This window comes from Stenotrophomonas sp. 86428_Sma (genome assembly GCF_056481585.1).
Genome location: NZ_CM151156.1, coordinates 1,936,417 through 1,956,423, shown reverse-complemented (window position 1 = coordinate 1,956,423; position 20,007 = coordinate 1,936,417). Strand labels below are relative to the sequence as shown.

General features: G+C 67.6%; 18 protein-coding genes and 1 pseudogene. 9 read left to right on the top strand and 10 right to left on the bottom strand.

Going from position 1 to position 20,007, the window contains the following annotated elements:
- Positions 1-227: 227 nt before the first annotated feature.
- The 5 genes and pseudogenes from ACZK3J_RS09080 to ACZK3J_RS09060 all read left to right on the top strand — a co-directional run bounded on the left by ACZK3J_RS09080 (position 228) and on the right by ACZK3J_RS09060 (position 4,413).
- The gene (locus ACZK3J_RS09080; RefSeq protein ID WP_229301232.1) at positions 228-746 is read left to right on the top strand and encodes an RNA polymerase sigma factor; all 519 of its coding nucleotides are present in this window, start codon (positions 228-230) and stop codon (positions 744-746) included.
- Positions 743-1,746: pseudogene (locus tag ACZK3J_RS09075) on the top strand (hypothetical protein). Before ACZK3J_RS09080 ends, ACZK3J_RS09075 begins: the two are co-directional and overlap by 4 nt.
- Before the next feature lie 40 nt (positions 1,747-1,786).
- Positions 1,787-2,383 (top strand): IMPACT family protein, encoded by a 597-nt coding sequence (locus tag ACZK3J_RS09070; protein ID WP_049400110.1) that lies wholly within the window; start codon positions 1,787-1,789, stop codon positions 2,381-2,383.
- Complete coding sequence (locus tag ACZK3J_RS09065) at positions 2,376-4,148, top strand: ABC transporter transmembrane domain-containing protein (protein ID WP_049462692.1); 1,773 nt, start codon at positions 2,376-2,378, stop codon at positions 4,146-4,148. Before ACZK3J_RS09070 ends, ACZK3J_RS09065 begins: the two co-directional genes overlap by 8 nt.
- Positions 4,149-4,218: 70 nt before the next feature.
- A complete protein-coding gene (locus ACZK3J_RS09060) occupies positions 4,219-4,413 on the top strand; it encodes a hypothetical protein (RefSeq protein ID WP_005409247.1) in 195 nt (64 codons plus the stop codon).
- A gap of 265 nt (positions 4,414-4,678) precedes the next feature.
- Here ACZK3J_RS09060 and ACZK3J_RS09055 read toward each other — a convergent pair whose 3' ends face one another.
- From ACZK3J_RS09055 to ACZK3J_RS09045, 3 genes are all read right to left on the bottom strand, one after another.
- The gene (locus tag ACZK3J_RS09055) at positions 4,679-5,803 is read right to left on the bottom strand and encodes a prephenate dehydrogenase (protein WP_478476781.1); all 1,125 of its coding nucleotides are present in this window, start codon (positions 5,801-5,803) and stop codon (positions 4,679-4,681) included.
- Complete coding sequence (gene pdxY / locus ACZK3J_RS09050) at positions 5,800-6,708, bottom strand: pyridoxal kinase (RefSeq protein ID WP_032128295.1); 909 nt, start codon at positions 6,706-6,708, stop codon at positions 5,800-5,802. Before pdxY ends, ACZK3J_RS09055 begins: the two co-directional genes overlap by 4 nt.
- A 722-nt stretch (positions 6,709-7,430) precedes the next feature.
- The gene (locus ACZK3J_RS09045; protein ID WP_478476779.1) at positions 7,431-8,630 is read right to left on the bottom strand and encodes an MFS transporter; all 1,200 of its coding nucleotides are present in this window, start codon (positions 8,628-8,630) and stop codon (positions 7,431-7,433) included.
- Between the two features lie 72 nt (positions 8,631-8,702).
- On the opposite strand from ACZK3J_RS09045, the gene ACZK3J_RS09040 reads away from it, so the two are divergent.
- Positions 8,703-9,500, top strand: coding sequence for an AraC family transcriptional regulator (locus ACZK3J_RS09040; protein WP_478476777.1), 798 nt, complete (start codon positions 8,703-8,705; stop codon positions 9,498-9,500).
- 60 nt (positions 9,501-9,560) lie between these two features.
- Here ACZK3J_RS09040 and dnaJ read toward each other — a convergent pair whose 3' ends face one another.
- From dnaJ to hrcA, 4 genes are all read right to left on the bottom strand, one after another.
- Positions 9,561-10,685 carry a molecular chaperone DnaJ gene (gene dnaJ / locus ACZK3J_RS09035; protein WP_032128292.1) on the bottom strand — a complete coding sequence of 375 codons (1,125 nt, stop codon included), beginning with the start codon at positions 10,683-10,685 and terminating at the stop codon, positions 9,561-9,563.
- A 154-nt stretch (positions 10,686-10,839) separates the two neighbouring features.
- The gene (gene dnaK, locus ACZK3J_RS09030) at positions 10,840-12,765 is read right to left on the bottom strand and encodes a molecular chaperone DnaK (protein ID WP_134951496.1); all 1,926 of its coding nucleotides are present in this window, start codon (positions 12,763-12,765) and stop codon (positions 10,840-10,842) included.
- 182 nt (positions 12,766-12,947) lie between these two features.
- Entirely contained in the window at positions 12,948-13,463 is a 516-nt protein-coding gene (grpE, locus tag ACZK3J_RS09025) for a nucleotide exchange factor GrpE (protein ID WP_032128290.1), read from the bottom strand.
- A gap of 63 nt (positions 13,464-13,526) precedes the next feature.
- Positions 13,527-14,591, bottom strand: coding sequence for a heat-inducible transcriptional repressor HrcA (hrcA, locus tag ACZK3J_RS09020; protein WP_032128289.1), 1,065 nt, complete (start codon positions 14,589-14,591; stop codon positions 13,527-13,529).
- A gap of 115 nt (positions 14,592-14,706) precedes the next feature.
- On the opposite strand from hrcA, the gene recN reads away from it, so the two are divergent.
- Positions 14,707-16,368, top strand: coding sequence for a DNA repair protein RecN (gene recN / locus ACZK3J_RS09015; RefSeq protein ID WP_134951495.1), 1,662 nt, complete (start codon positions 14,707-14,709; stop codon positions 16,366-16,368).
- A gap of 121 nt (positions 16,369-16,489) precedes the next feature.
- On the opposite strand, the gene ACZK3J_RS09010 is transcribed toward recN, so the two are convergent.
- On the bottom strand, positions 16,490-17,407 hold the full coding sequence (locus ACZK3J_RS09010; protein WP_049463045.1) for a LysR family transcriptional regulator: 918 nt from the start codon (positions 17,405-17,407) through the stop codon (positions 16,490-16,492).
- A 97-nt stretch (positions 17,408-17,504) separates the two neighbouring features.
- Here ACZK3J_RS09010 and ACZK3J_RS09005 point away from each other — a divergent pair, with 97 nt between their 5' ends.
- The gene (locus ACZK3J_RS09005; RefSeq protein ID WP_049463044.1) at positions 17,505-18,749 is read left to right on the top strand and encodes an SGNH/GDSL hydrolase family protein; all 1,245 of its coding nucleotides are present in this window, start codon (positions 17,505-17,507) and stop codon (positions 18,747-18,749) included.
- A gap of 58 nt (positions 18,750-18,807) precedes the next feature.
- Here the strand turns inward: ACZK3J_RS09005 and fur are convergent, their stop codons facing one another.
- Positions 18,808-19,215, bottom strand: coding sequence for a ferric iron uptake transcriptional regulator (fur, locus tag ACZK3J_RS09000; protein WP_005409235.1), 408 nt, complete (start codon positions 19,213-19,215; stop codon positions 18,808-18,810).
- Between the two features lie 103 nt (positions 19,216-19,318).
- Between fur and ACZK3J_RS08995 the strand changes: the two genes are divergently transcribed.
- The gene (locus ACZK3J_RS08995; protein ID WP_010484453.1) at positions 19,319-19,711 is read left to right on the top strand and encodes an outer membrane protein assembly factor BamE; all 393 of its coding nucleotides are present in this window, start codon (positions 19,319-19,321) and stop codon (positions 19,709-19,711) included.
- 36 nt (positions 19,712-19,747) lie between these two features.
- Here the strand turns inward: ACZK3J_RS08995 and ACZK3J_RS08990 are convergent, their stop codons facing one another.
- On the bottom strand, positions 19,748-20,005 hold the full coding sequence (locus ACZK3J_RS08990; RefSeq protein WP_032128285.1) for an RnfH family protein: 258 nt from the start codon (positions 20,003-20,005) through the stop codon (positions 19,748-19,750).
- Positions 20,006-20,007: the final 2 nt, after the last annotated feature.

Sequence of the window (20,007 nt, the reverse complement as noted above, 5' to 3'; positions counted from 1 at the left end):
TCAGTGCGTCGCCTCCCCTGAGCCGCCGAGCATAGCGCGCCACCCGGGGGGCAATGGAAGCCCGTAAACCCCGAATCGTGCGCCCGTACGTTTTTCCTGCTGACCGTAGCCCCTTCCGAGCCATGACCCTCGCCCTGCCCGCCCTCGCCACCGGCTATGCGCCATCGCCTGCAGGCCTTACCCTGTACGCCGTGGAAGCCAGCGCACTGCCAACCGATGAAGCCTTGATGCTGGCCTGGGCCGGTGGCGACCTGCGTGCGTTTGAAAGCCTGTATGCGCGCCATCGCAAGCGCCTGTTCGGCTTCCTGCTGCGGCAACTGCGCGACAACGCGCTGGCCGAGGAGATCTTCCAGGACGTCTGGCAGCGGGTGATCAGCGCCCGTGCGGGGTGGCAACCGGACGCGGCGTTCAGCACCTGGCTGTTCCGCATCGCCCACAACCGCCTGAACGACCATTGGCGCGCCGCCCGCCACCGGCCGGCTGCCCCGGCCGATGCCGACCTGCGCCTGGCCGCGATCGAGGATGGACAGACCCCGGAAGGCGAGCTTTCCGAATTCGAACAACGTCGCCGCATCCAGCTGGCGATGGAACAACTGCCGCCGGAGCAGCGCGAAGTGCTGCAACTGCGGCTGGATCAGGAACTGAGCCTGGAGGAGATCGGCCAGATCACCGGCGTAGGCCGGGAAACCGTGAAATCGCGGCTGCGCTATGCGATGGACAAGCTGCGTGCGGGATTGAACGCATGAACCGAGACGAACCGCTGACGCCGGAAGAACGCGAGCTGGCCCGGCTGCTCGGCCGTCGCGCCGAACAGGCACCGCCCGCCGCACTGGACGCCGCCATCCTGGCCGCGGCCCGCGCTGCCGTGGACGCTCCGGCTGCCGATGCGGTCGCCTCTCCCGAAGCACCACGTACGCAGCGCACACGCCCGCGTTGGCCGGCGGTGTTCGGCATCGCCGCCTCGATGGTGTTCGCCATCGGCATCGCCTGGCAGCTGCGTCCGGAACCGCCACCGATTCCGGCGGGTGAGGCCGCTGTTGCGGCGGCACCGGCTGCGGCAGAAGACGTCGCGGCTGCCGATCAGGCCGCTGAGCGCAGTGCAGCCGACAGCGCGGTGGCGACTGCGGAACCGGCCGCTGCGCCCGCAGCACCCGAGGCAGCCCCGGTTGCCGCTGCCCCGGCACCGACCAACGCGCGCGCAAGCAAGCCTGCGCCGGCCGGGACCGCTGAAGCGCCGGCCCAGGCTGCACGATCGATGGCTGCGGATGCGGCCGCCGATACCTCCTTTGCGGCCCTGCCGCCCGCTCCGGCCGCAGCGCCGGCAGCAGCCCCCCTGCGCCTCCGGCTCCCACCGCCTACTCGGCACCCGCGCCGCTGATGGCGCCGGTTGTCGCCAGTGGTTCGCTGAAGGCACGCTCGGCAGGCACGCCAGAGTCCAACAGCGTGCAGGCCGAACAGGCCCCGGCATTGGACCGGGTAGAAATCACCTCGATGAAGCGCGAGGCTCCCAGCCGTTCCGCACCCGGCATCATGCGCCGCGGCAGCGATGCGGGCCTGAGCGCGGATGCCGTGCAGGCCGAGGTGGACGCCGACGCACGACTGCCGCGCCGGCAGTGGCTGCAGAAGATCCGTACACGACGCGACGACGGCCAGCGCGATCTGGCCCGTGCCAGCCTGGAGCGCTACATGCAGCAGTACCCGGAAGCACGCCTGCCGCGCGACCTGCGCCCGCTGCTGGACGACTGAAGCGGACGGGAATACCCGGCAACCCCGTAGAATGACGGGAATGCTCGATACTCTCGCCCAGCCGGTCAGCCACACGCTGGAAGTCAAACACAGCCGTTTCATCGCCCATGCCGCGCCGATCGATGGCGCCGCAGCGGCCATGGCGTTCCTGCAGCAGGTTGCGGTGGCCGATGCCACCCACAACTGCTGGGCCTACCGGCATGGGCAGGACTATCGCTCCAGCGACGATGGCGAGCCGGCCGGCACGGCTGGACGTCCGATCCTGGCGGCGATCGACGGCCAGGGTTTCGACCGGGTGATGGTGGTAGTGACGCGCTGGTTCGGCGGTATCAAGCTCGGTGCCGGTGGCCTTGTGCGCGCCTACGGCGGCGCCGCCGCCGAGTGCCTGCGCACCGCCCCGCGCCTGCCGCTGGTGGCGATGGCCCGGCTGCAGCTGCTGGCCGGCTTCGAGGACCTGGGTACCCTGCATGCCACCCTGCCCGCCTTCGGTGCCGAAAAGCGCGATGAACAGTTCGATGCCAATGGTGTGTGCCTGCGGATCGAATTGCCTGCCGATCAGGTCGACGCATTGAAAATCCGCCTGCGCGACGCCACCCGTGACCGTATCCGCATAGAAGACGACGACCAGGATGACTGACAAGGACGACGCCCCCGCTTCGACCCCGCCACTGCGGCGCCTCGGCAGCCTGCGCACGCTGTGGCCGTTCGTGCGCCGCCACAGCGGCCTGTTCACCGCCTGGCTGCTGGCCCTGGCGGTGTCTTCTGCAGCCACGCTGAGCCTGCCTCCGGCGGTGAAGCAGATGATCGATCACGGTTTCAGCAGCGGCGGCCAGATCAACCGTGCCTTCGCCCTGCTGATGCTGGTGGCGGTCGTCATGGCGTTGGGCACGGCCGCGCGCTTCTACTTCGTATCGTTGCTGGGTGAAAAGGTCGTGGCCGACCTGCGCAGCCAGCTGTATGCCCACCTGATCCAGCTGGGTGCCGGCTTCCACGACCGCAGCCGCAGCGGAGAGCTGGTCTCGCGCCTGACCGCGGACACCGAACTGCTGCGCAGCGTGGTCGGCTCGACCATGTCCGTGGCGCTGCGCAGCACGGTCACCGTCATCGGCAGCCTGGCGATGCTGTTCGTCACCAGCCCGCGGCTGGCCGCATGGTCGCTTCTCGGCATTCCACTGGCGGTGCTGCCGATCATCATCGGCGCGCGCAAGCTGCGCACGGTCGCACGCAACAGCCAGGACCGCATCGCCGATGCCAACAGCCTCGCCAGTGAAACCCTGGGTGCGGTACGCACGGTGCAGGCACATGCACGCGAGCCTTACGAGCGCGGGCGCTTCGACAAGGCACTCGGTGATGCCATCGGCGCCGCCCGTCGCCGCATCGGCGCACAGTCGCTGGTCACCGCCAGCGCCATCCTGCTGGTGTTCGGCGCCATCGTCGGTGTGTTGTGGCTGGGCGCGCACGACGTCATCGACGGCCGCCTCAGCGCCGGTACGCTGGGCCAGTTCGTGCTGTATGCATTGATCGGTGGCGGCTCGGTGGGCGCGCTGGCCGAAGTGTGGAACGAGCTGCAGCGCGCGGCCGGCGGCATGGGCCGCATCGGCGAACTGCTGCAGGAAGACATCGAGATCCGCGCGCCGGCACAGCCGCACGCGCTGCCGCAGCCGCTGCGTGGCGAGATCCGGTTCGACGACGTGGTGTTCCACTACCCGCAGCGACCGGACCAGGCCGCACTGGACCACTTCAACCTGCACGTGCACCCCGGCGAGACCGTGGCGCTGGTGGGTCCGTCGGGGGCGGGCAAGAGCACGGTGCTTTCGATGCTGCTGCGCTTCCATGATCCAGCCAGCGGCCGCATCGACGTGGACGGCATCGACGTGCGCCAGGCCGACCCGGCCGAGCTGCGTGCGCAGCTGGCGCTGGTGCCGCAGCAGCCGACGCTGTTCGCTGCCAGTGCGCGCGACAACATCCGCTATGGCCGCCTGCAGGCCAGCGACGCCGAAGTCGAGGCTGCCGCGCGTGCCGCCGAGGCCGATGGCTTCCTGCGTGCGTTGCCGCAGGGCTACGACAGTGAGCTGGGCGAACGCGGTGCGCGCCTGTCCGGTGGCCAGCAGCAGCGCGTGGCGATTGCCCGCGCGCTGCTGAAGGATGCGCCGATCCTGCTGCTGGACGAAGCCACCAGCGCGCTGGATGCGCAGAGCGAGCATGGCGTGCAGCAGGCGCTTGAGCGGCTGATGGCCGGCCGCACCACGCTGGTCATTGCCCACCGCCTGGCCACCGTGCTCAAGGCCGACCGCATCGTGGTGATGGACCAGGGCCGCATCGTCGCCGAGGGCACGCACGCACAGCTGCTGGCCGAAGGTGGACTGTACGCTGAACTTGCGCGCCTGCAGTTCATCGATTGATGACGTCCGGCTAACATCGGCGCGGCCAAGCTGGCCGCGCAACAGCCGCATCCGCTGAAGGAGGTGCACGATGTCGTTCCGTCAGTTCCCCGCCGTCGACAGCAACGGCGAAAGCCACATCATCATCGAGTTCAAGCCCGAGGCGAATGGCAGCGGGCATCACTCCGAAGCCACGCCACGCTACGAACTGGATGACGGGCGGCCGCTGGTGCGCGATGGCCGCGAGTTCACCACCAGTGGCGGCGAGCTGCGGCTGACGATCTGAGGTTCGCCGGGCATGACCCGGCGCTACCCGATTTCGTATCGCCCCGCTCTGGCGGGTGTCGACCTTGATCGACCCGCTTTCTTGCCTCTGGTAGGTGTCGACCTTGGTCGACACGCCTTTTGCCCAAGGCGGTCGAGCATGGCTCGACTCTACAAAAGGCGTGATCATTTTTTGGCCAGGCATCTTGACAGCCTTGGCTGGCAAGGCCTGAGCAAGGTTATCCACACGTTTGCTCAGGAACCATCCACACCGCCTGTGGATGAATTCAGCCCAGTACCCGCCCGATGCCGCTGGCGTCCACGTCGGCTGCTGCCCGGGTAATCGCCGCCACATCGCTGCCGGCCACGAACCCGATGCGGAAATGCACTTCGCCACCGGGCGTGCGCGAGGAATGGATCGAAGCCAAGCTGATGCGATGCTGCTCGAACACGTTCAGCAGCTCACGCAGCGAGCCGGGCCGGTCTTCCGGCAGGTGCACCGACAACGCATTACGCTCGGTCAGGTCAGCCAGCAGATAACCCACGCGTTCAAAGGTGTAGTTGCCGTCCGCCAGCGCCTGCTCGCCGAAGGCACTGCGGTTGGCCGACAGCAGCTGCTCGCGGAATTCACCACGCGCACGGTCGTCGCCCTGCCCGACCTGCGCCTGCAGGGCCTGCAGCTGGCCGACCAGCCGTTCCAGCATCGGCGCCACGTACGGGTTACCGAACTGGATGTCTTCGTAGATCGCCGGGTTGAGCGACAGGATGCGCGAGATGATCGCCGTGTCCAGCTCGAACGATGCCGAACGGTACGGCATCATCGCGGCCAGATCGCCCAGCTGCGGCTGGTACTGGCGCAGCACGCCGGCCTGGGCCAAGTGGGTGGCATGCACCATCGCCTGCACCAGCGCCATCATCTGGTCGTGGTGCTGCGGCGTGGCCCGCACGCACTCGGCCTGCAGCGCCGTGCACAGCGTATCGACCCACGGCTGCCAGTGCTGCAGGCGCGCTTCGCAGACCACCATCACCCGGCCCTTCAGGGTCGGCGCCTTCGGCGGCGCGGTCATCGGGTGCAGGCCGACCACTTCGGCTTGAGAGGCCAGCATCGCCTGCACCGGCGCTTCCTTCACCGAGGTCACGTCCAGCCATAGCCGGTCCTGCTCACGGCCGGCCGACTGCCGCACGTACTCGGCAATCAGAGCCGGCGTATGCCGGATCGGTGCCGAGAACACCAGCACGTCGGCCTGCGCCAGCAGCTGTTCCGGCGTATGCGAGTCCGGATCCGCCGGATCGTGGCCGATCACCTGCAGCTGCAGGTGCTGCTGGAAGAAGCGGCTCAGCCAGCGCCCATAGGCGCCGGCACTGCCGACGATGCCGACCGTGCGCGGCGTGCGTTCGAGCAGACCGCTCATGCCACGCGTTCGGCGCGGAAGCGCGTGCCTTCGGCCAGTGCGGCAGGCGCCGCCGCGATCACGTCGAACTCTTCGAAGCCATTGTCCAGAGTCGCCTCCAGCGCCGCGTGGGTACCGGCAATCGCACGCGAAATCGCCTGCTGCATCGATTCACCTCGCAACAGGAACGACACCACCAGCGACATCAGCACGTCACCGGTGCCGGCCACGTCCACCGGCAGCAGCGGCGAAGTCCAGCGCCAGGTTTCCTCGCGACCGACCGCCAGGGTCACCAGCTCACCCGGGTTACCGCCCACGCTGTGCGCGATCACCCAGTGCGGGCCACGGTCAAGCAGCGTACGCGCGGCGGCGATGGCATCAGCCTCGGCCAGTGCCGGCATACCGGTCAGACGATTCAGTTCGAAGGCGTTCGGGGTCACCAGCCAGGCATGCGGCAGCAATCGCTCGGCGAAGATCGCTTCCAGGCCCGGCTCCACGTAGGGGCCGGTGTGGGTGTCACCAATCACCGGATCCAGGCAGTAACGCAGCTGCGGACAGACCGGCAGGATGTTGTCCAGCCAGTCGGCGAAGGCGGCACCGTTGGCGGTGCTGCCGAAGTAGCCGGAAACCAGCATTTTCGCCCGCTGCGGCAGGCCGCGCTCGTGGGTGCCCAGCAGCAGGTCGGCGAACCAGTCGGCGGGCAGCACCCGACCGCGCGTGGTGTCGTAGAACGGCGCATTGCTCAGCAACACGGTCGGGATTTCCGCGACGCGCACACCGAGCGCACGCATCGGCGGTACGGCGGCGCTGTTGCCGGCGTGGCCGTAGACAAGTTGCGACTGGACCGAGATGACATCGATCGGCGACGGACCATCCGGCCGCTGGCGGCGGCCGTGGACCAGGTGGTTATCAAGGGATTCGCTCATGCCCGCATTCTACGCCCAAGGGAGTTTTCGGCAGGGCTTGCAGCCCTGCACCTGCTCAATGCAACGGCAACCGCAACGGCCGAAGCCAAAGCGGCATTCCGTGGGTGACGGGGCGGTGTCGGAGTGCGGGGACGCCGCAAGTACGTCCTTGTAGGCTTCGCAGCGGCATCCATGCCGCTGACACCCCGCAATCCGACACCGCCCCACCTTCGACAGGTTCACGCGGCTGTTGGTAACTGCGCCTGTTGTTCCGCGCGGCTGTTGGTAGGTGTCGACCTTGGTCGACACATCTGTCAGATATCGAACGAATTCATCCGTGTCGACCAAGGTCGACACCTACCAGGGCCGGACGCTGTTCCGACAGATCGCGGAAAACTGTCGAAGGCGGGGTGGGTCCGGTTGAGGGGGCGTGAGCCGCATGGGCCCGAGGCATGCCTCGGGCGGGTTGGGCAGGACGCCCAACCCCGGTCTTGCCGTGTGCGCAGGACTGCGCACACGAGCAAGCGGCGACCGAGCTTACATGGGTGAGGGCGCTTTGCTTGCGAAGCACTGCTTCGCAAGCGCCCGAACGCACAGCCGCCAGCGGCTGGGCCGGGCCCCGGAGGGGGACTTGCAGCGTCCCCCTCAACCGGACCCACCCCGCCAACCCGCGGAATGCAGGCTTTTGACGTTGACGTTGCCTCTGCAGGTGCAGGGCTGCAAGCCCTGCAAACCCCACCCCCTCAGTGAGCAGCAGGCCGCGACGTTGGCAGCCACGCCGCCACGATACCCAACAGCGGCAGGAACGCGGTCAACTGGTAGACGTACTCAATGCTGGTCTTGTCCGCCAGCAGGCCCAGCACAGCCGCCCCAAGCCCGCCCATGCCGAAGGCGAAGCCGAAGAACAGGCCGGACACCGTGCCGATGCGGTGCGGCATCATTTCCTGCGCGTACACCACGATCGCCGAGAACGCCGAGGACAGCACGAAGCCGATCAGCACCGCCAGCACGGTCGTCCACAGCAGATCAGCATGCGGCAGCATCAGCGCGAACGGGGCCACGCCCAGGATCGAGGTCCAGATGATCGGCTTGCGGCCAATGCGGTCACCCAGCGGGCCACCAAGGAAGCCGCCGGCGGCGGACGCCACCAGGAACGCGAACAGATGCAGCTGGGCCTGCGCCACCGGAATGCCGAAGTGGTGGATCAGGTAGAAGGTCAAGTAGCTGCCGATGCTGGCCATGTAGAAGTACTTGCTGAAGATCAGCACCAGCAGGATCGCCAGCACCTTGGCCACGGTGCGAGACGGATGCCGCGGCGCCATCGCAGCCGTGCTGACCGGTCGAGGCGTACCCAGATGCAACGCGTACCAGCGGCCGACATAGGTCAGCAATGCGATGCCGATCAGGGCAGCACCGGCAAACCACGATGCGGCGTGCTGGCCATACGGCACGATCACTGCGGCGGCGATCAACGGGCCAAGCGCTGTTCCGAAATTGCCACCCACCTGGAACACCGACTGCGCGAAACCATGACGACCGCCCGAGGCCAGTCGCGCGATGCGCGAGGCTTCCGGATGGAAGATGGCCGAGCCAATGCCGACCATCGCCGCAGCCATCAGCACAACCGCGTAGTTCGGTGCGAAGCCGAGCAGCAGCATGCCGCACAGGGTCGAGGCCATGCCGATCGGCAGCGAGTACGGTGCAGGGCGACGGTCGGTGGCCATGCCGATCAACGGCTGGAAGATCGAGGCGGTAAGCTGGTAGGTCAGGGTGATCAGGCCGATCTGGGTGAAGCTGAGATTGAAGCCGCCCTTGATCACCGGATAGATGGCCAGGATCAGCGACTGCATCATGTCGTTGACGACATGCGAGGTGGAGATGGCGGCCAGCACGCCGGGGGCCACCGGGCGTGAGGTCGTTGCGGGAGAAGCCAGGGTCGACATGGACACAGTCAGGTTGGGGGCGAGCCACGCATGCTACGGTGGCCTCCCCCTCCCTTCTGCCGCGTTCGGGTCATGGCATATCGCAAAAAGGACACCCCCTGCCTGGTCCGCGAGACTGCACCGTGGAACGAGGTTCCGGTACACCGCCCGGTGACCTGCCGCGCCCGCCACTACAAACCCGGCACCCACATCGCGCCCCACCGGCATCGCCGTCACCAGCTGGTGTTCGCCATGTCCGGACTGATGGTGGTGCGTGCGGACGGCGGCCGCTGGGTGGTGCCCTCGACCCGCGCGATCTGGGTGCCGGCCGGCATGGCCCATGCGGTGGACTGCATCGCTGAGGTGCATATGCGCAGCCTGTACGTGGAACCGGATTTCGCGCCGCAGCTGCCGGACGAGGCGTTCGCGGTACAGGTAGCGCCGCTGCTGCGCGAGCTGCTGCTCGCCGCCAGCCTGATCGATACCGCGCATGTGGATGACAGCCGCGACGGCCGCGTGGTGCGCCTGCTGCTGGACGAGCTGCACCGCATGGACGTGCTGCCGCTGCACCTGCCCTCGCCCACCGACCCGCGCCTGCAGCGGATCTGCCAGCACATCCAGAAACATCCCGGCGACGACGCCACCCTGCAGGACTGGGCGCAGGCGCTGCAGGTGGACGTGAAAACCATCCAGCGTCATTTCGCCAGTGAACTGGGCATGACCTTCGGGCAGTGGCGGCAGCAGGCGCGGCTGTTGGCCGCCCTGGAGCGACTGGCGGTCGGCGACAAGGTCATCGATGTCGCGCTGGCGATGGGCTACGACAGCCCGAGTGCATTCACCAGCATGTTCAAGCGCCAGCTCGGGCAGACGCCGGCGGCGTTTTTCCGTTGACCGCATACGACAACGCCGGGCATGGCCCGGCGCTATCGTTCATCGCTTCCGTCGAAAAACTCAGGACGTCATCCGGTCCCAGAAACCCTTCACGCCATCCATGAAGGTGGCCGACTTCGGCGAATGCTTGCGCGCTTCCTCACCGACGAAGGTGGCTTCGAACTGCTCCAGCAGCTTGCGCTGCTCGTTGGTGAGGTTGACCGGGGTCTCCACCACCACACGGCAGTACAGGTCGCCTTCGCTACGGCTGCGCACCGAACGCACGCCCTTGCCACGCAGGCGGAACAGCTTGCCGGTCTGGGTCTCGGCCGGGATGCGGATCTCCGCTTCGCCGCCCAGGGTAGCCACGCGCACGGTATCGCCCAGTGCCGCCTGCGAGATGCGGATCGGCACTTCGCAGTGCAGGTCGTCGCCATCGCGCTGGAAGATCGCATGCTCGCGCACGCGCACTTCCACGTACAGGTCACCCGGCGGCGTACCGGCCGGGCCGGCCTCGCCTTCGCCCTGCAGGCGGATGCGGTCGCCGGTGTCGACGCCGGCCGGCACCTTCACCGACAGCACCTTGTCTTCCTCGACACGGCCGTTGCCGTGGCAGGTCTTGCAGGGCTTGGCGATGATCTGGCCACGGCCGCCGCAGTTGTGGCAGGCCTGCTGCATGGCGAAGATGCCGCGCTGGATGCGCACCTGGCCGCGGCCATGACACACATTGCAGGTCTCGACCTTGCCGTCTTCGGAGCCACTGCCATCGCAGTCGCCGCACTCGGCCAGGGTCGGGATCTCGATCCGGCGCTCGACGCCGCGCACGGCCTCTTCCAGGTCCAGTTCCATCACGTAGCCGATGTCGGCGCCGCGACGGGCCTGGCGCGGACCACCGCCGCCACCGCCAAAAATGTTGCCGAAGATATCGCCGAAGATATCGTTCATGTCCGGGCCGCCCGGACCGCCACCGCCCATGCCGTGCTCGAACGCGGCGTGGCCATGGCTGTCGTACATGCGGCGCTTGTTGCCGTCGGACAGCACTTCGTAGGCTTCCTTGCACTCCTTGAAGGAGGCTTCGGCCGCCGCATCACCCGGGTTGCGGTCCGGGTGGAATTTCATCGCGCAGCGACGGTAGGCCTTCTTCAGCTCTTCGTCGTTGGCGGTGCGGGCAACGCCCAGCACTTCGTAGTAATCGCGCTTGCTCATATCGTGAATCGGGTTCCGGAAAGTCGGGATTCGTCAAAGCGGAAGAGCGGAACCAGGTCCGCTCTTGCGTCGGGCGCCCCGACACGCCGGTGGGCGGTCAGGACCCTGATGCGACAACGGGACGCTGATGGCCAGCGTCCCGTGTCGGTCCGGATCAGGACTTCTTGTCGTCCTTGACTTCGGTGAACTCGGCGTCCACCACGTCATCCTGCGGCTTGCCCGCATTGCCGGCGTCGGCACCCGGGGCGGCACCGCCCTGGTCGGCCGAAGCGGCGGCAAACAGCGACTGGCCGGCTTCTTCCAGTGCCTTCGACTTGGCTTCGATCTGTGCCTTGTCGTCACCCTTCATCGCGGTTTCCAGGTCGGCCAGCGCCGCCTCGACCTTGCCGATGACATCGCCGCCGACCTTGCTGCCGTGCTCGGTGATGGCGCTGCGGGTGCCATGGATCAGGGCGTCGGCCTGGTTGCGGGCCTGCACCAGCTCCTGGAACTTCTTGTCTTCTTCGCGGTTGGCTTCCGCGTCGGCGACCATGCGCGCGATCTCTTCCTCGGACAGGCCCGAACCGGCCTTGATCTCGACCTTCTGTTCCTTGTTGGTCTTCTTGTCCTTGGCCGACACGTGCAGGATGCCGTTGGCGTCGATGTCGAAGGACACTTCCACCTGCGGCAGGCCGCGCGGGGCCGGCTCAATGCCGGACAGGTCGAACTTGGCCAGCGACTTGTTGAAGCGGGCCTGTTCGCGCTCACCCTGCAGCACGTGCACGGTCACGGCCGACTGGTTGTCCTCGGCGGTGGAGAACACCTGCGAAGCCTTGGTCGGGATGGTGGTGTTCTTCTCGATGATCTTGGTGAACACGCCGCCCATGGTTTCGATACCCAGCGACAGCGGGGTCACGTCCAGCAGCAGCACGTCCTTGACGTCGCCGCCCAGCACGCCGCCCTGGATCGCAGCACCCAGTGCCACGGCTTCGTCCGGGTTGACGTCCTTGCGCGGTTCCTTGCCGAAGAACTCGGTCACCGCCTGCTGCACCTTCGGCATGCGGGTCTGGCCACCGACCAGGATCACTTCGCTGATGTCGCTCGAACGCAGGCCGGCATCGTTCAGGGCGACGCGGCACGGCTCGATCGACTTCTTGATCAGGTCGTCCACCAGGGCTTCCAGCTTGGCGCGGGTCAGCTTGATGTTCAGGTGCTTCGGACCCGACGCGTCAGCGGTGACGTACGGCAGGTTCACTTCGGTCTGCTGGGCGCTGGACAGCTCGATCTTGGCGCGCTCGGCAGCATCCTTCAGGCGCTGCAGGGCCAGCGGATCCTTGCGCAGGTCGATGCCCTGGTCCTTGTTGAACTCTTCAACCAGGTACTCGATGACGCGGTTGTCGAAGTCTTCGCCGCCCAGGAAGGTGTCGCCGTTGGTGGCCAGCACTTCGAACTGCTTCTCGCCGTCGACGTTGGCGATCTCGATCACCGAGACGTCGAAGGTGCCGCCGCCCAGGTCGTACACCACGATCTTGCGATCCTTGTTGTCGCCCTTGTCCAGACCATAGGCCAGCGCAGCCGCAGTCGGCTCGTTGATGATGCGCTTGACGTCCAGGCCGGCAATGCGGCCGGCGTCCTTGGTCGCCTGGCGCTGGCTGTCGTTGAAGTAGGCCGGCACGGTGATGACCGCTTCGGTGACCTTCTCACCGAGGAAGTCCTCGGCGGTCTTCTTCATCTTTTCCAGCACCTTGGCCGAGATTTCCTGCGGGGCCATCTTCTTGCCGTCGCTGGTCGACACCCAGGCGTCGCCATTGTCATGGGCCAGGATGCCGTACGGGACGTGGGCGATGTCCTTCTGCACTTCGGCGTCGGTGAACTTGCGGCCGATCAGGCGCTTCACCGCATAGAAGGTGTTCTTCGGGTTGGTCACGGCCTGGCGCTTGGCCGAGGCGCCGACCAGGACTTCGCCGTCCTTGGTGTAGGCGACGATCGACGGGGTGGTGCGATCGCCTTCCGAATTCTCGATGACGCGGGCCTTGCCGCCGTCCATGATCGCCACGCACGAGTTGGTGGTGCCGAGGTCGATACCAATGATCTTGCCCATGGGGGAGACTCCTGAGGATGCTTGTTGGGGTCAGTCCGGCCGCTCGGCCGGTGGATGAATACGATGTGGGGGAGGCTCGTGGAACATTCAAGCCATCTCCCGAACGCTGTGTTCAGCGCCTGGAAAACCTTGCCAGGCATGGCCTGGCACGACCGGGACCGGGCATCGCCCGGCCCGGCCGATCAATCGGCGGCCACCACCACCAGCGCCGGCCGCAGCAGGCGCTCGTTGAGCAGGTAGCCCTTCTGGAACACGGTCACCACGCTGCCCGGGGCGGCGCCCGGGGTCGGCACCTGGCTGATCGCCTGGTGGTGTTCCGGGTTGAACGGCTGGCCGATCGGGTCCAGCAGGACCAGGCCGTTGTCGGCAGCGACCTTCAGCAGCTGCTTGTAGGTCAGCTCCAGGCCTTCGCGCAGCGGGTGCGGGTCGTCGCCGGCGGCCTTCAGGCCGGCATCCAGGCTGTCGAATACCGGCAGCAGCTCGCCAAGCAGCTTCTCGTTGGCGAACTTGCGGGCCTGCTCGATGTCACGGGCAACACGCTTGCGCTGGTTCTCGAGGTCGGCGCGCTCACGCAGCGCATCGGCCTTGATCTGCTCGACTTCGGCGCGCAGGCGCTCCACTTCGTCGTTGACGCCGGCGGCGGCGGCCGCATCGGCGGCAGTCTGCTGGGATTCGATATCTGGATGTTCGTGGTTCATGTCTGGGTCCCTGGCGGTCAATCTCCGCCTCCACCCACCCTAGTGTGGGCGGGATGCTGCGTTTCAAGCGTCGGATGTGCCGGGAGTGCGCCCGGCCGGTGAAAAGGCCGCGCCGAGCACATCGGCGGTGGCCTGGACCAGCGGAATCATGCGGTCGTAGGCCATCCGCTTGGGGCCGATCACGCCCAGCACACCCAGTACCTGGCCATTGGCGGTGTACGGGGCGGTGACCAGCGAGACCCCCTGCAACGGCATCATCCCGGTCTCCTCGCCAATGAAGATGCGCACCCCCGGGGCCTGGATGGTCCGCTCCAGCAGCTGCAGGATCTCGCGCTTGCTGGAGAACAGCTCGAACAGTTCGCGCAGGCGCTCCAGGTCCGACAGGTCCTGCACCCCCATCAGCCGGGTCTGGCCGGCCACCAGCATGTCGTCGGCGGCCGGCTGCAGGGCCTGCTCGGCCAGTTCGATGCTGTGCGCCAGCAGCTGCTCCAGCTCGGAACGGGCATCGCGCAGCTCCAGCAGCAGGCGGGTGCGGATCTCGGCCATCGGCAGGCCGGCGAAATGCGCATTGAGGTAGTTGGCGACCTGCTCCAGCTGGCCTGGCGCGAAGTCCTGACGGGTCTCGATGACCCGGTTCTGCACCTCGTTGTCGGCGAACACCAGGATCGCCAGCACCCGGCGCCCGTCCAGCGCCACGAAATCGATCTGTCGGAAGGCGAACTGCTCGCGTCGTGGCGCGCTGACCACGCCAACGAAGTGGCTCATCGCCGACAGCAGCTCCGAGGCGCTGCCGAGCAGGGCCTGGGTGCTGCCGCCGCTGGCCAGTTCCTGGCGCAACCGGGCCAGCTCGCCCTCGCCCGGCGGCTGCATCTGCAACAGGCTGTCGACGAACACCCGGTAACCATGCGCGGTCGGGATGCGCCCGGCCGAGGTGTGCGGCGAGGCCAGCAGCCCCAGGTCTTCCAGGTCGCCGAGGATGTTGCGGATGGTGGCCGGGCTGACCTCCAGGCCGGCCACGCGCGCCAGCGTCTGCGAGCCGACCGGCTCACCGTCCTGGATGTAACGCGCAATCAGCGTGCGCAGCAGATGGCGCGCACGCGGGGCAAGCTGGTCGGGAGAACCGTGCATGGAATCAACCTGTGAGACACGGACACTAGATAATGGCGGCGCATCACCTTGGCAAGTCATTGGACCTCCCTCGCCCGCGTGCTAGCGTTGCGCGGCTGCTGATACCCCCTTACCCATGCTCAGACATCTTTCGATCAAGGATTTTGCCGTCGTCCGCGCCACCGAACTGGAGTTCGGGCCAGGCATGACCGTGGTTTCAGGCGAGACCGGCGCCGGCAAGTCGCTGATGGTCGACGCGCTGGGCTTCCTGTCCGGCCTGCGCGCCGACAGTGGCGTGGTCCGCCACGGCGCTGCGCGCGCCGAACTTTCCGCCGAGTTCGCGCTGGACCAGCTGCAGGCCGCGCGCCAGTGGCTGGCCGACAACGAGCTGGACGACGAGGAACAATGCCAGCTGCGCCGCGTGATCCGTGCCGACGGCGGTTCGCGGGCGTGGATCAATGGCCGCCCGGTGACCCTGGCCCAGCTGGGCGACCTGGCCTCGTTGCTGGTGGAGATCCATGGCCAGCACGAACAGCAGGCCCTGCTGACGCGCCCGTCGCAGCTGGCCCTGCTGGACGCTTATGCCGGCAACGAGAACGAGCGCCGCCAGGTGCGCCGCGCCGCCGCGGCCTGGCAGGCTCTGGTCGATGAATCGCTGGCGCTGTCGCAACAGGGCGACGTCAGTGACCGGATCGGCTTCCTGGAGCACCAGCTGCGCGAACTGGACCGCGAAGACCTGGAACCGGAGTCGATCGTCGCACTCGGTGCCAGCCACCGCCGCCAGGCCCATGCCAGCGCCCTGCTGAGCGCCTGCCAGGCGGCCAGCAACCAGCTCAATGGCGACGACGGCAGTTCCGCGCTGGACCTGCTACAGCAGGTGCGCCACGAGCTGTCGCGCCTGATCGAACACGACCCGCGCCTGGGCGAGGTGGACGGCCTGATCGAGAACGCCTCGATCCAGCTGCACGAAGCCCTGTCGCTGCTGGACCGCGTGCACGACGACCTCGATGCCGACCCGGAGCAGTTCGAGGAGAACGAGCGTCGCCTCGGCCGCCTGCACGACCTGGCCCGCAAGCACCGCGTGCCGATGGACGAGCTGGGCGCGCAGCGCGAGCGCATGCATGCCGAAGTGGAACAGCTGCGCGGTGCCGACGAGCGCCTGCAGCGCCTGGCCGGCGAAATCGACAAGGCCGCTGCGGCCTGGCGCGTACAGGCCGAGGTGCTGACCGCCAGCCGTCGCAGCGCCGCTGCCGAACTGTCGGCCACCACCACCGGCATCATCGCCGAGCTGGGCATGGGCGGTGGCCAGTTCCTGATCGAACTGGAGCCGCAGGATTCCAGCAAGCCCGATCCACAGGGTGCGGAGCGCGTGGAGTTCCTGGTCGCCGCCAACGCCGGCCAGCCACCGCGCGCCCTGCGCAAGGTGGCCTCGGGCGGTGAACTGTCGCGCATTTCGCTGGCCATCGAAGTGGCCGCGCTGGACCTGGATGCGGTGCCGACCATGGTGTTCGACGAGGTCGACTCCGGCATCGGTGGCGCGGTGGCGGATATCGTCGGCCAGAAGCTGCGCGCCCTTGGCGAGAAGCGCCAGGTGCTGTGCGTGACCCACCTGCCGCAGGTCGCCTCCAAGGGCCACGCGCATTACCGGGTCAGCAAGGCGCCGGTGGAAGGCATGACCCAGAGCGCGGTGGAAAAGCTGGACAGCAAGGCACGCGAGGAAGAACTGGCGCGCATGCTGGGCGGCGTGGAAGTGAGCAAGGAAGCGCGCGCCGCCGCACGCAAGCTGCTGCAGGTCTGAGGCCTGTTCGCGGTTATCCACGCATGGCGTGGATCTACAACGCGCGAGGTAGTGCCGGCCGCTGGCCGGCAACCCAACACAGGTGAACGAAGATCATGAGGTTGCCGGCCAGCGGCCGGCACTACCCCCGTGGCCGCGCCAGATCCACCGTTTCCACCAGGAAATCGAGGAAGGCGCGCACCCGCAGCGGCAGGTAGCCGCCCTGCCCCAGGAACACCGCGTGCACCTCTTCCAGGTCACCGGGGTTGGCCTCCTCCAGCACCGGCAGCAGGCGTCCGGCGGCGATGTCCTCCTGCACCTGGTAGGTCGCCAGCCGCGCCATGCCCAACCCGCCCAGCACCAGCTGCCGCAGCGCGTTGCCATTGCTGGCGCGGGCATTGCCACTGGGCAGCACCATCCGCTCGCGTCCGTCCTGCAGCAGCGGCCAGCCCTGCATCGCACGCGCATGGCCGATGTCCAAACGGTTGTGCGACATCAGCTCCTCAGCGTTGCGCGGCAGTCCATGCCGCTGCGCGTAGGCTGGCGCGGCCACGATCATCATCCGCGTCGCACCCAGCCGTCGCGCCACCAGGCTGGAACTCTTCAGCGGGCCGGCCCGCACCGCCACGTCGGTGCGCTGCTCAAGCAGGTCGATCACCTCGTCGTTCAAGGTCAGATCCACCCCCACCTGCGGATTGCGCTCCAGGAATGCCGGCAGCAGCGGCAACAGGAAATGCTGGCCGAACGGCACGTTGGAGTTGACCCGCAGCCGTCCGCGCGGCTCGGCATGGGCGCTGGCACAGCGCTCGGCCTCCTCCAGGTCGGCCAGCACGCGCAGGCCGCGCTCGTAGAATGCGCAGCCTTCCGGGGTCAGCTGCAGCTGGCGGGTGGAGCGCTGCAGCAGACGCGTACCCAGCCGTTGCTCCAGCCGGGCTACCAGCTTGCTGACTGCCGACGGCGTCATGTCCAGGGTACGGGCCGCCGCGGAGAAGCCACCGGTCTCGATCACCCGCACGAACACTTCCAGTTCGCCGGATCGGTTGATGTCGGGTCGCGCCATGGCGATGAATCCAGTTCACAGATGATTATCCATGCGCAGTCTAGTTCACAGATGGACGGAGAATCACCATGGCCTTCCCTCCTCCCGGGATTGCCCGATGAACCGCTTCAGCCAGCTCACCGCGACCGCCTTGATCGCCCTGTCCAGCGCAGCCAGTGCCGCCCCGGCCCCGCACTGGGTCGCCAGCTGGCAGGCCAGTCCGCAACCGGTCTGGGGCGCCGATTTCCTGTTCCCGACCCTGGTCCCGGCCACGCTGCAGGACCAGACCTTCCGCCAGACCGCGCGCATCAGCCTGGGCGGGCCCCGGCTGCGGGTGCGGCTGAGCAATGCCTACGGCACCCAGCCGCTGCGGATCGGGGCGGCCAGCGTGGCTGCACACGCGGGTGCCACCCCGCAGCCGCTCAGTTTCGACGGCCAGCCCGGCGTATCGATCGAGCCCGGTCAGGAACGGCTGAGCGATCCACTAGCGGTGGCCACGGATGACCGCAAGGCGTTGCAGATCAGTGTCTTTGTGCCCGGGCCGACGCCCGTGCAGACGTTCCACTGGGAGGGGCGGCAGACCAGTTGGATTGCGCCCGGCGACCAGAGCCAGGCCCAGGCTCTGAGCGGGGTCAGCAGCACCACGGCCCGCCTGTTCCTGACCGGCATCGAGGTCGAGGCACCGGCCAGCGCACGCAGCGTGGTGGTGATCGGCGATTCGATCACCGATGGCGCCACCGCCAGCCTCGATCAGGACCAGCGCTGGACCGACCATCTGGCGGCGCGCCTGGCATCGCGGGGCGTTGCCGTGGTCAACGCCGGTATTTCCGGGGGGCGGCTGCTGCGCGATGGCATGGGCGAATCCGCCCTGGCCCGCTTCCGGCGTGACGTGCTGGATCAACCAGGCGTGGTCAGCGTAGTCGTGCTGATCGGCATCAATGACATCAGCTGGCCCGGCACCGCCTTCGCTCGGAACCAGGCCCGGCCCACGCTGGCCGAACTGCAGGCGGGGTATCGCACCCTGGCCGAGCAGGCCCATCGGCGGGGTCTACGCATCCTCGGCGCCACCCTGACACCGTTCGCCGGCGCCCTGCCCGGCACGCCGCTGGACGACTACTACCAGCCGGACAAGGAAGCACTGCGCCAACAGCTCAATGCCTGGCTGCGCAGCGACAGCCCGTTCGATGCGGTGATCGACCTGGATGCGGCGCTGCGCGACCCGGCCGATCCGTCACGGATGGCCGCCGCCTACGACTCCGGCGACCACCTGCATCCGGGCGATGCGGGTAACCGGGCCATGGCCGAGGCGGTGGATCTGGAGGTGCTGATGGGGCCCCTTACGCATGGTGTGAATCTGCCGTAAGCAACGAAAAACCCCGGGAAGGCCCGGGGTTTCGTCGCATACAGCTGGCCCGAACGGCTTACTTGCGCTTCTTGCGCACGTACAGCACCAGCGAGTGCTCTTCCAGCTCATAGCCGTGGTCTGCGGCGATCTTGCGCTGCAGCTCCTCGATCTCGTGGCTTTCGAACTCGATGATCTTGCCGCTGTCCACGTCGACCATGTGGTCGTGGTGGCCGCCACGGTCCAGCTCGTAGACGGCCTGGCCGCCTTCGAAATTGTGCTTGAGCACGAGGCCGGCGGCCTCGAACTGGGTCAGCACCCGGTAGACCGTCGCCAGGCCGATCTCGTCGCCATGCTCGAGCAGCTGGCGGTAGATGTCTTCGGCGGTCATGTGGTGCTGGGCATTGCGCTGTTCAAGCAGCGCCAGGATCCGCATCCGTGGATGGGTCACCTTCAGGCCGACTTTTCGCAGGTCGTGGGTTTCCATAGGTCTCCGTTCATTGGCGATTTAGCGCCAGCTGCCTCGGATTGGGTCGCGGTGGCACGCCGGGAGTGTATCATCGGTTTGATTTCCCCAACCGCCAGTCCCGATGCGCAATCTCCTGTTGGTCGCCGCCGTCGCCCTGTCCACCACCGGGTGCGGCATCATCTACAAGCAACCCATCTATCAGGGCAACCTGATCCGGGAAGATGCCGTGGCCAAGCTGCAGGTCGGGCAGAGCAAGCAGCAGGTCACTGCGCTGCTGGGCACCCCGTCCATTCCGGACCCGTTCCACGCCCAGCGCTGGGACTACACCTCCAGCCAGCGCGTGAACCGCCTGGGCCGTACCGAGGTGAAGAACTTCACCGTGTTCTTCGACAATGACAACGTGACCCGCTGGGAAGGCGACTACTTCCCGGGTAACGACAAGGCCCTGGCCCAGCAGACCGTGCGCCAGTTCGGCCGCAATCTGCCGAAGGACAAGAAGAAGAAGGGTCGCTGACGCCCCCTGCCCGTCCTCGCGGACGGGCGACAGGAATCAACCGCCGAGCGCGCGACGCCGGCGGTTGTCCTTGGGGTCGGCCTGCAACGGGCGTAGCAGTTCGATGCGGTCGCCATCCAGCAGCACCTGCTGCGGGCGCGCCAGCAGCCCATGCACGGCCGCCGCCGGGCAGTCGGCACTGCCTTCCAGCGCAGCAGCGGCAATGGCCTCGGCTACGGTCGCGCCCTCGTCCAGCTGCAACCGGCGCGAAAGCACCCGCTGCGGCCAGGCCAGCACCACCTCGACCTCGATCATCG

Bases quoted from the DNA above. Each gene is read 5' to 3' on its own strand.
- ACZK3J_RS09080 (WP_229301232.1), top strand. From the start codon at position 228: ATGCTGGCCTGGGCCGGTGGCGACCTGCGTGCGTTTGAAAGCCTGTAT.
- ACZK3J_RS09070 (WP_049400110.1), top strand. From the start codon at position 1,787: ATGCTCGATACTCTCGCCCAGCCGGTCAGCCACACGCTGGAAGTCAAA.
- ACZK3J_RS09065 (WP_049462692.1), top strand. From the start codon at position 2,376: ATGACTGACAAGGACGACGCCCCCGCTTCGACCCCGCCACTGCGGCGC.
- ACZK3J_RS09060 (WP_005409247.1), top strand. From the start codon at position 4,219: ATGTCGTTCCGTCAGTTCCCCGCCGTCGACAGCAACGGCGAAAGCCAC.
- ACZK3J_RS09055 (WP_478476781.1), bottom strand. From the start codon at position 5,803: ATGAGCGGTCTGCTCGAACGCACGCCGCGCACGGTCGGCATCGTCGGC.
- pdxY (WP_032128295.1), bottom strand. From the start codon at position 6,708: ATGAGCGAATCCCTTGATAACCACCTGGTCCACGGCCGCCGCCAGCGG.
- ACZK3J_RS09045 (WP_478476779.1), bottom strand. From the start codon at position 8,630: ATGTCGACCCTGGCTTCTCCCGCAACGACCTCACGCCCGGTGGCCCCC.
- ACZK3J_RS09040 (WP_478476777.1), top strand. From the start codon at position 8,703: ATGGCATATCGCAAAAAGGACACCCCCTGCCTGGTCCGCGAGACTGCA.
- dnaJ (WP_032128292.1), bottom strand. From the start codon at position 10,685: ATGAGCAAGCGCGATTACTACGAAGTGCTGGGCGTTGCCCGCACCGCC.
- dnaK (WP_134951496.1), bottom strand. From the start codon at position 12,765: ATGGGCAAGATCATTGGTATCGACCTCGGCACCACCAACTCGTGCGTG.
- grpE (WP_032128290.1), bottom strand. From the start codon at position 13,463: ATGAACCACGAACATCCAGATATCGAATCCCAGCAGACTGCCGCCGAT.
- hrcA (WP_032128289.1), bottom strand. From the start codon at position 14,591: ATGCACGGTTCTCCCGACCAGCTTGCCCCGCGTGCGCGCCATCTGCTG.
- recN (WP_134951495.1), top strand. From the start codon at position 14,707: ATGCTCAGACATCTTTCGATCAAGGATTTTGCCGTCGTCCGCGCCACC.
- ACZK3J_RS09010 (WP_049463045.1), bottom strand. From the start codon at position 17,407: ATGGCGCGACCCGACATCAACCGATCCGGCGAACTGGAAGTGTTCGTG.
- ACZK3J_RS09005 (WP_049463044.1), top strand. From the start codon at position 17,505: ATGAACCGCTTCAGCCAGCTCACCGCGACCGCCTTGATCGCCCTGTCC.
- fur (WP_005409235.1), bottom strand. From the start codon at position 19,215: ATGGAAACCCACGACCTGCGAAAAGTCGGCCTGAAGGTGACCCATCCA.
- ACZK3J_RS08995 (WP_010484453.1), top strand. From the start codon at position 19,319: ATGCGCAATCTCCTGTTGGTCGCCGCCGTCGCCCTGTCCACCACCGGG.
- ACZK3J_RS08990 (WP_032128285.1), bottom strand. From the start codon at position 20,005: ATGATCGAGGTCGAGGTGGTGCTGGCCTGGCCGCAGCGGGTGCTTTCG.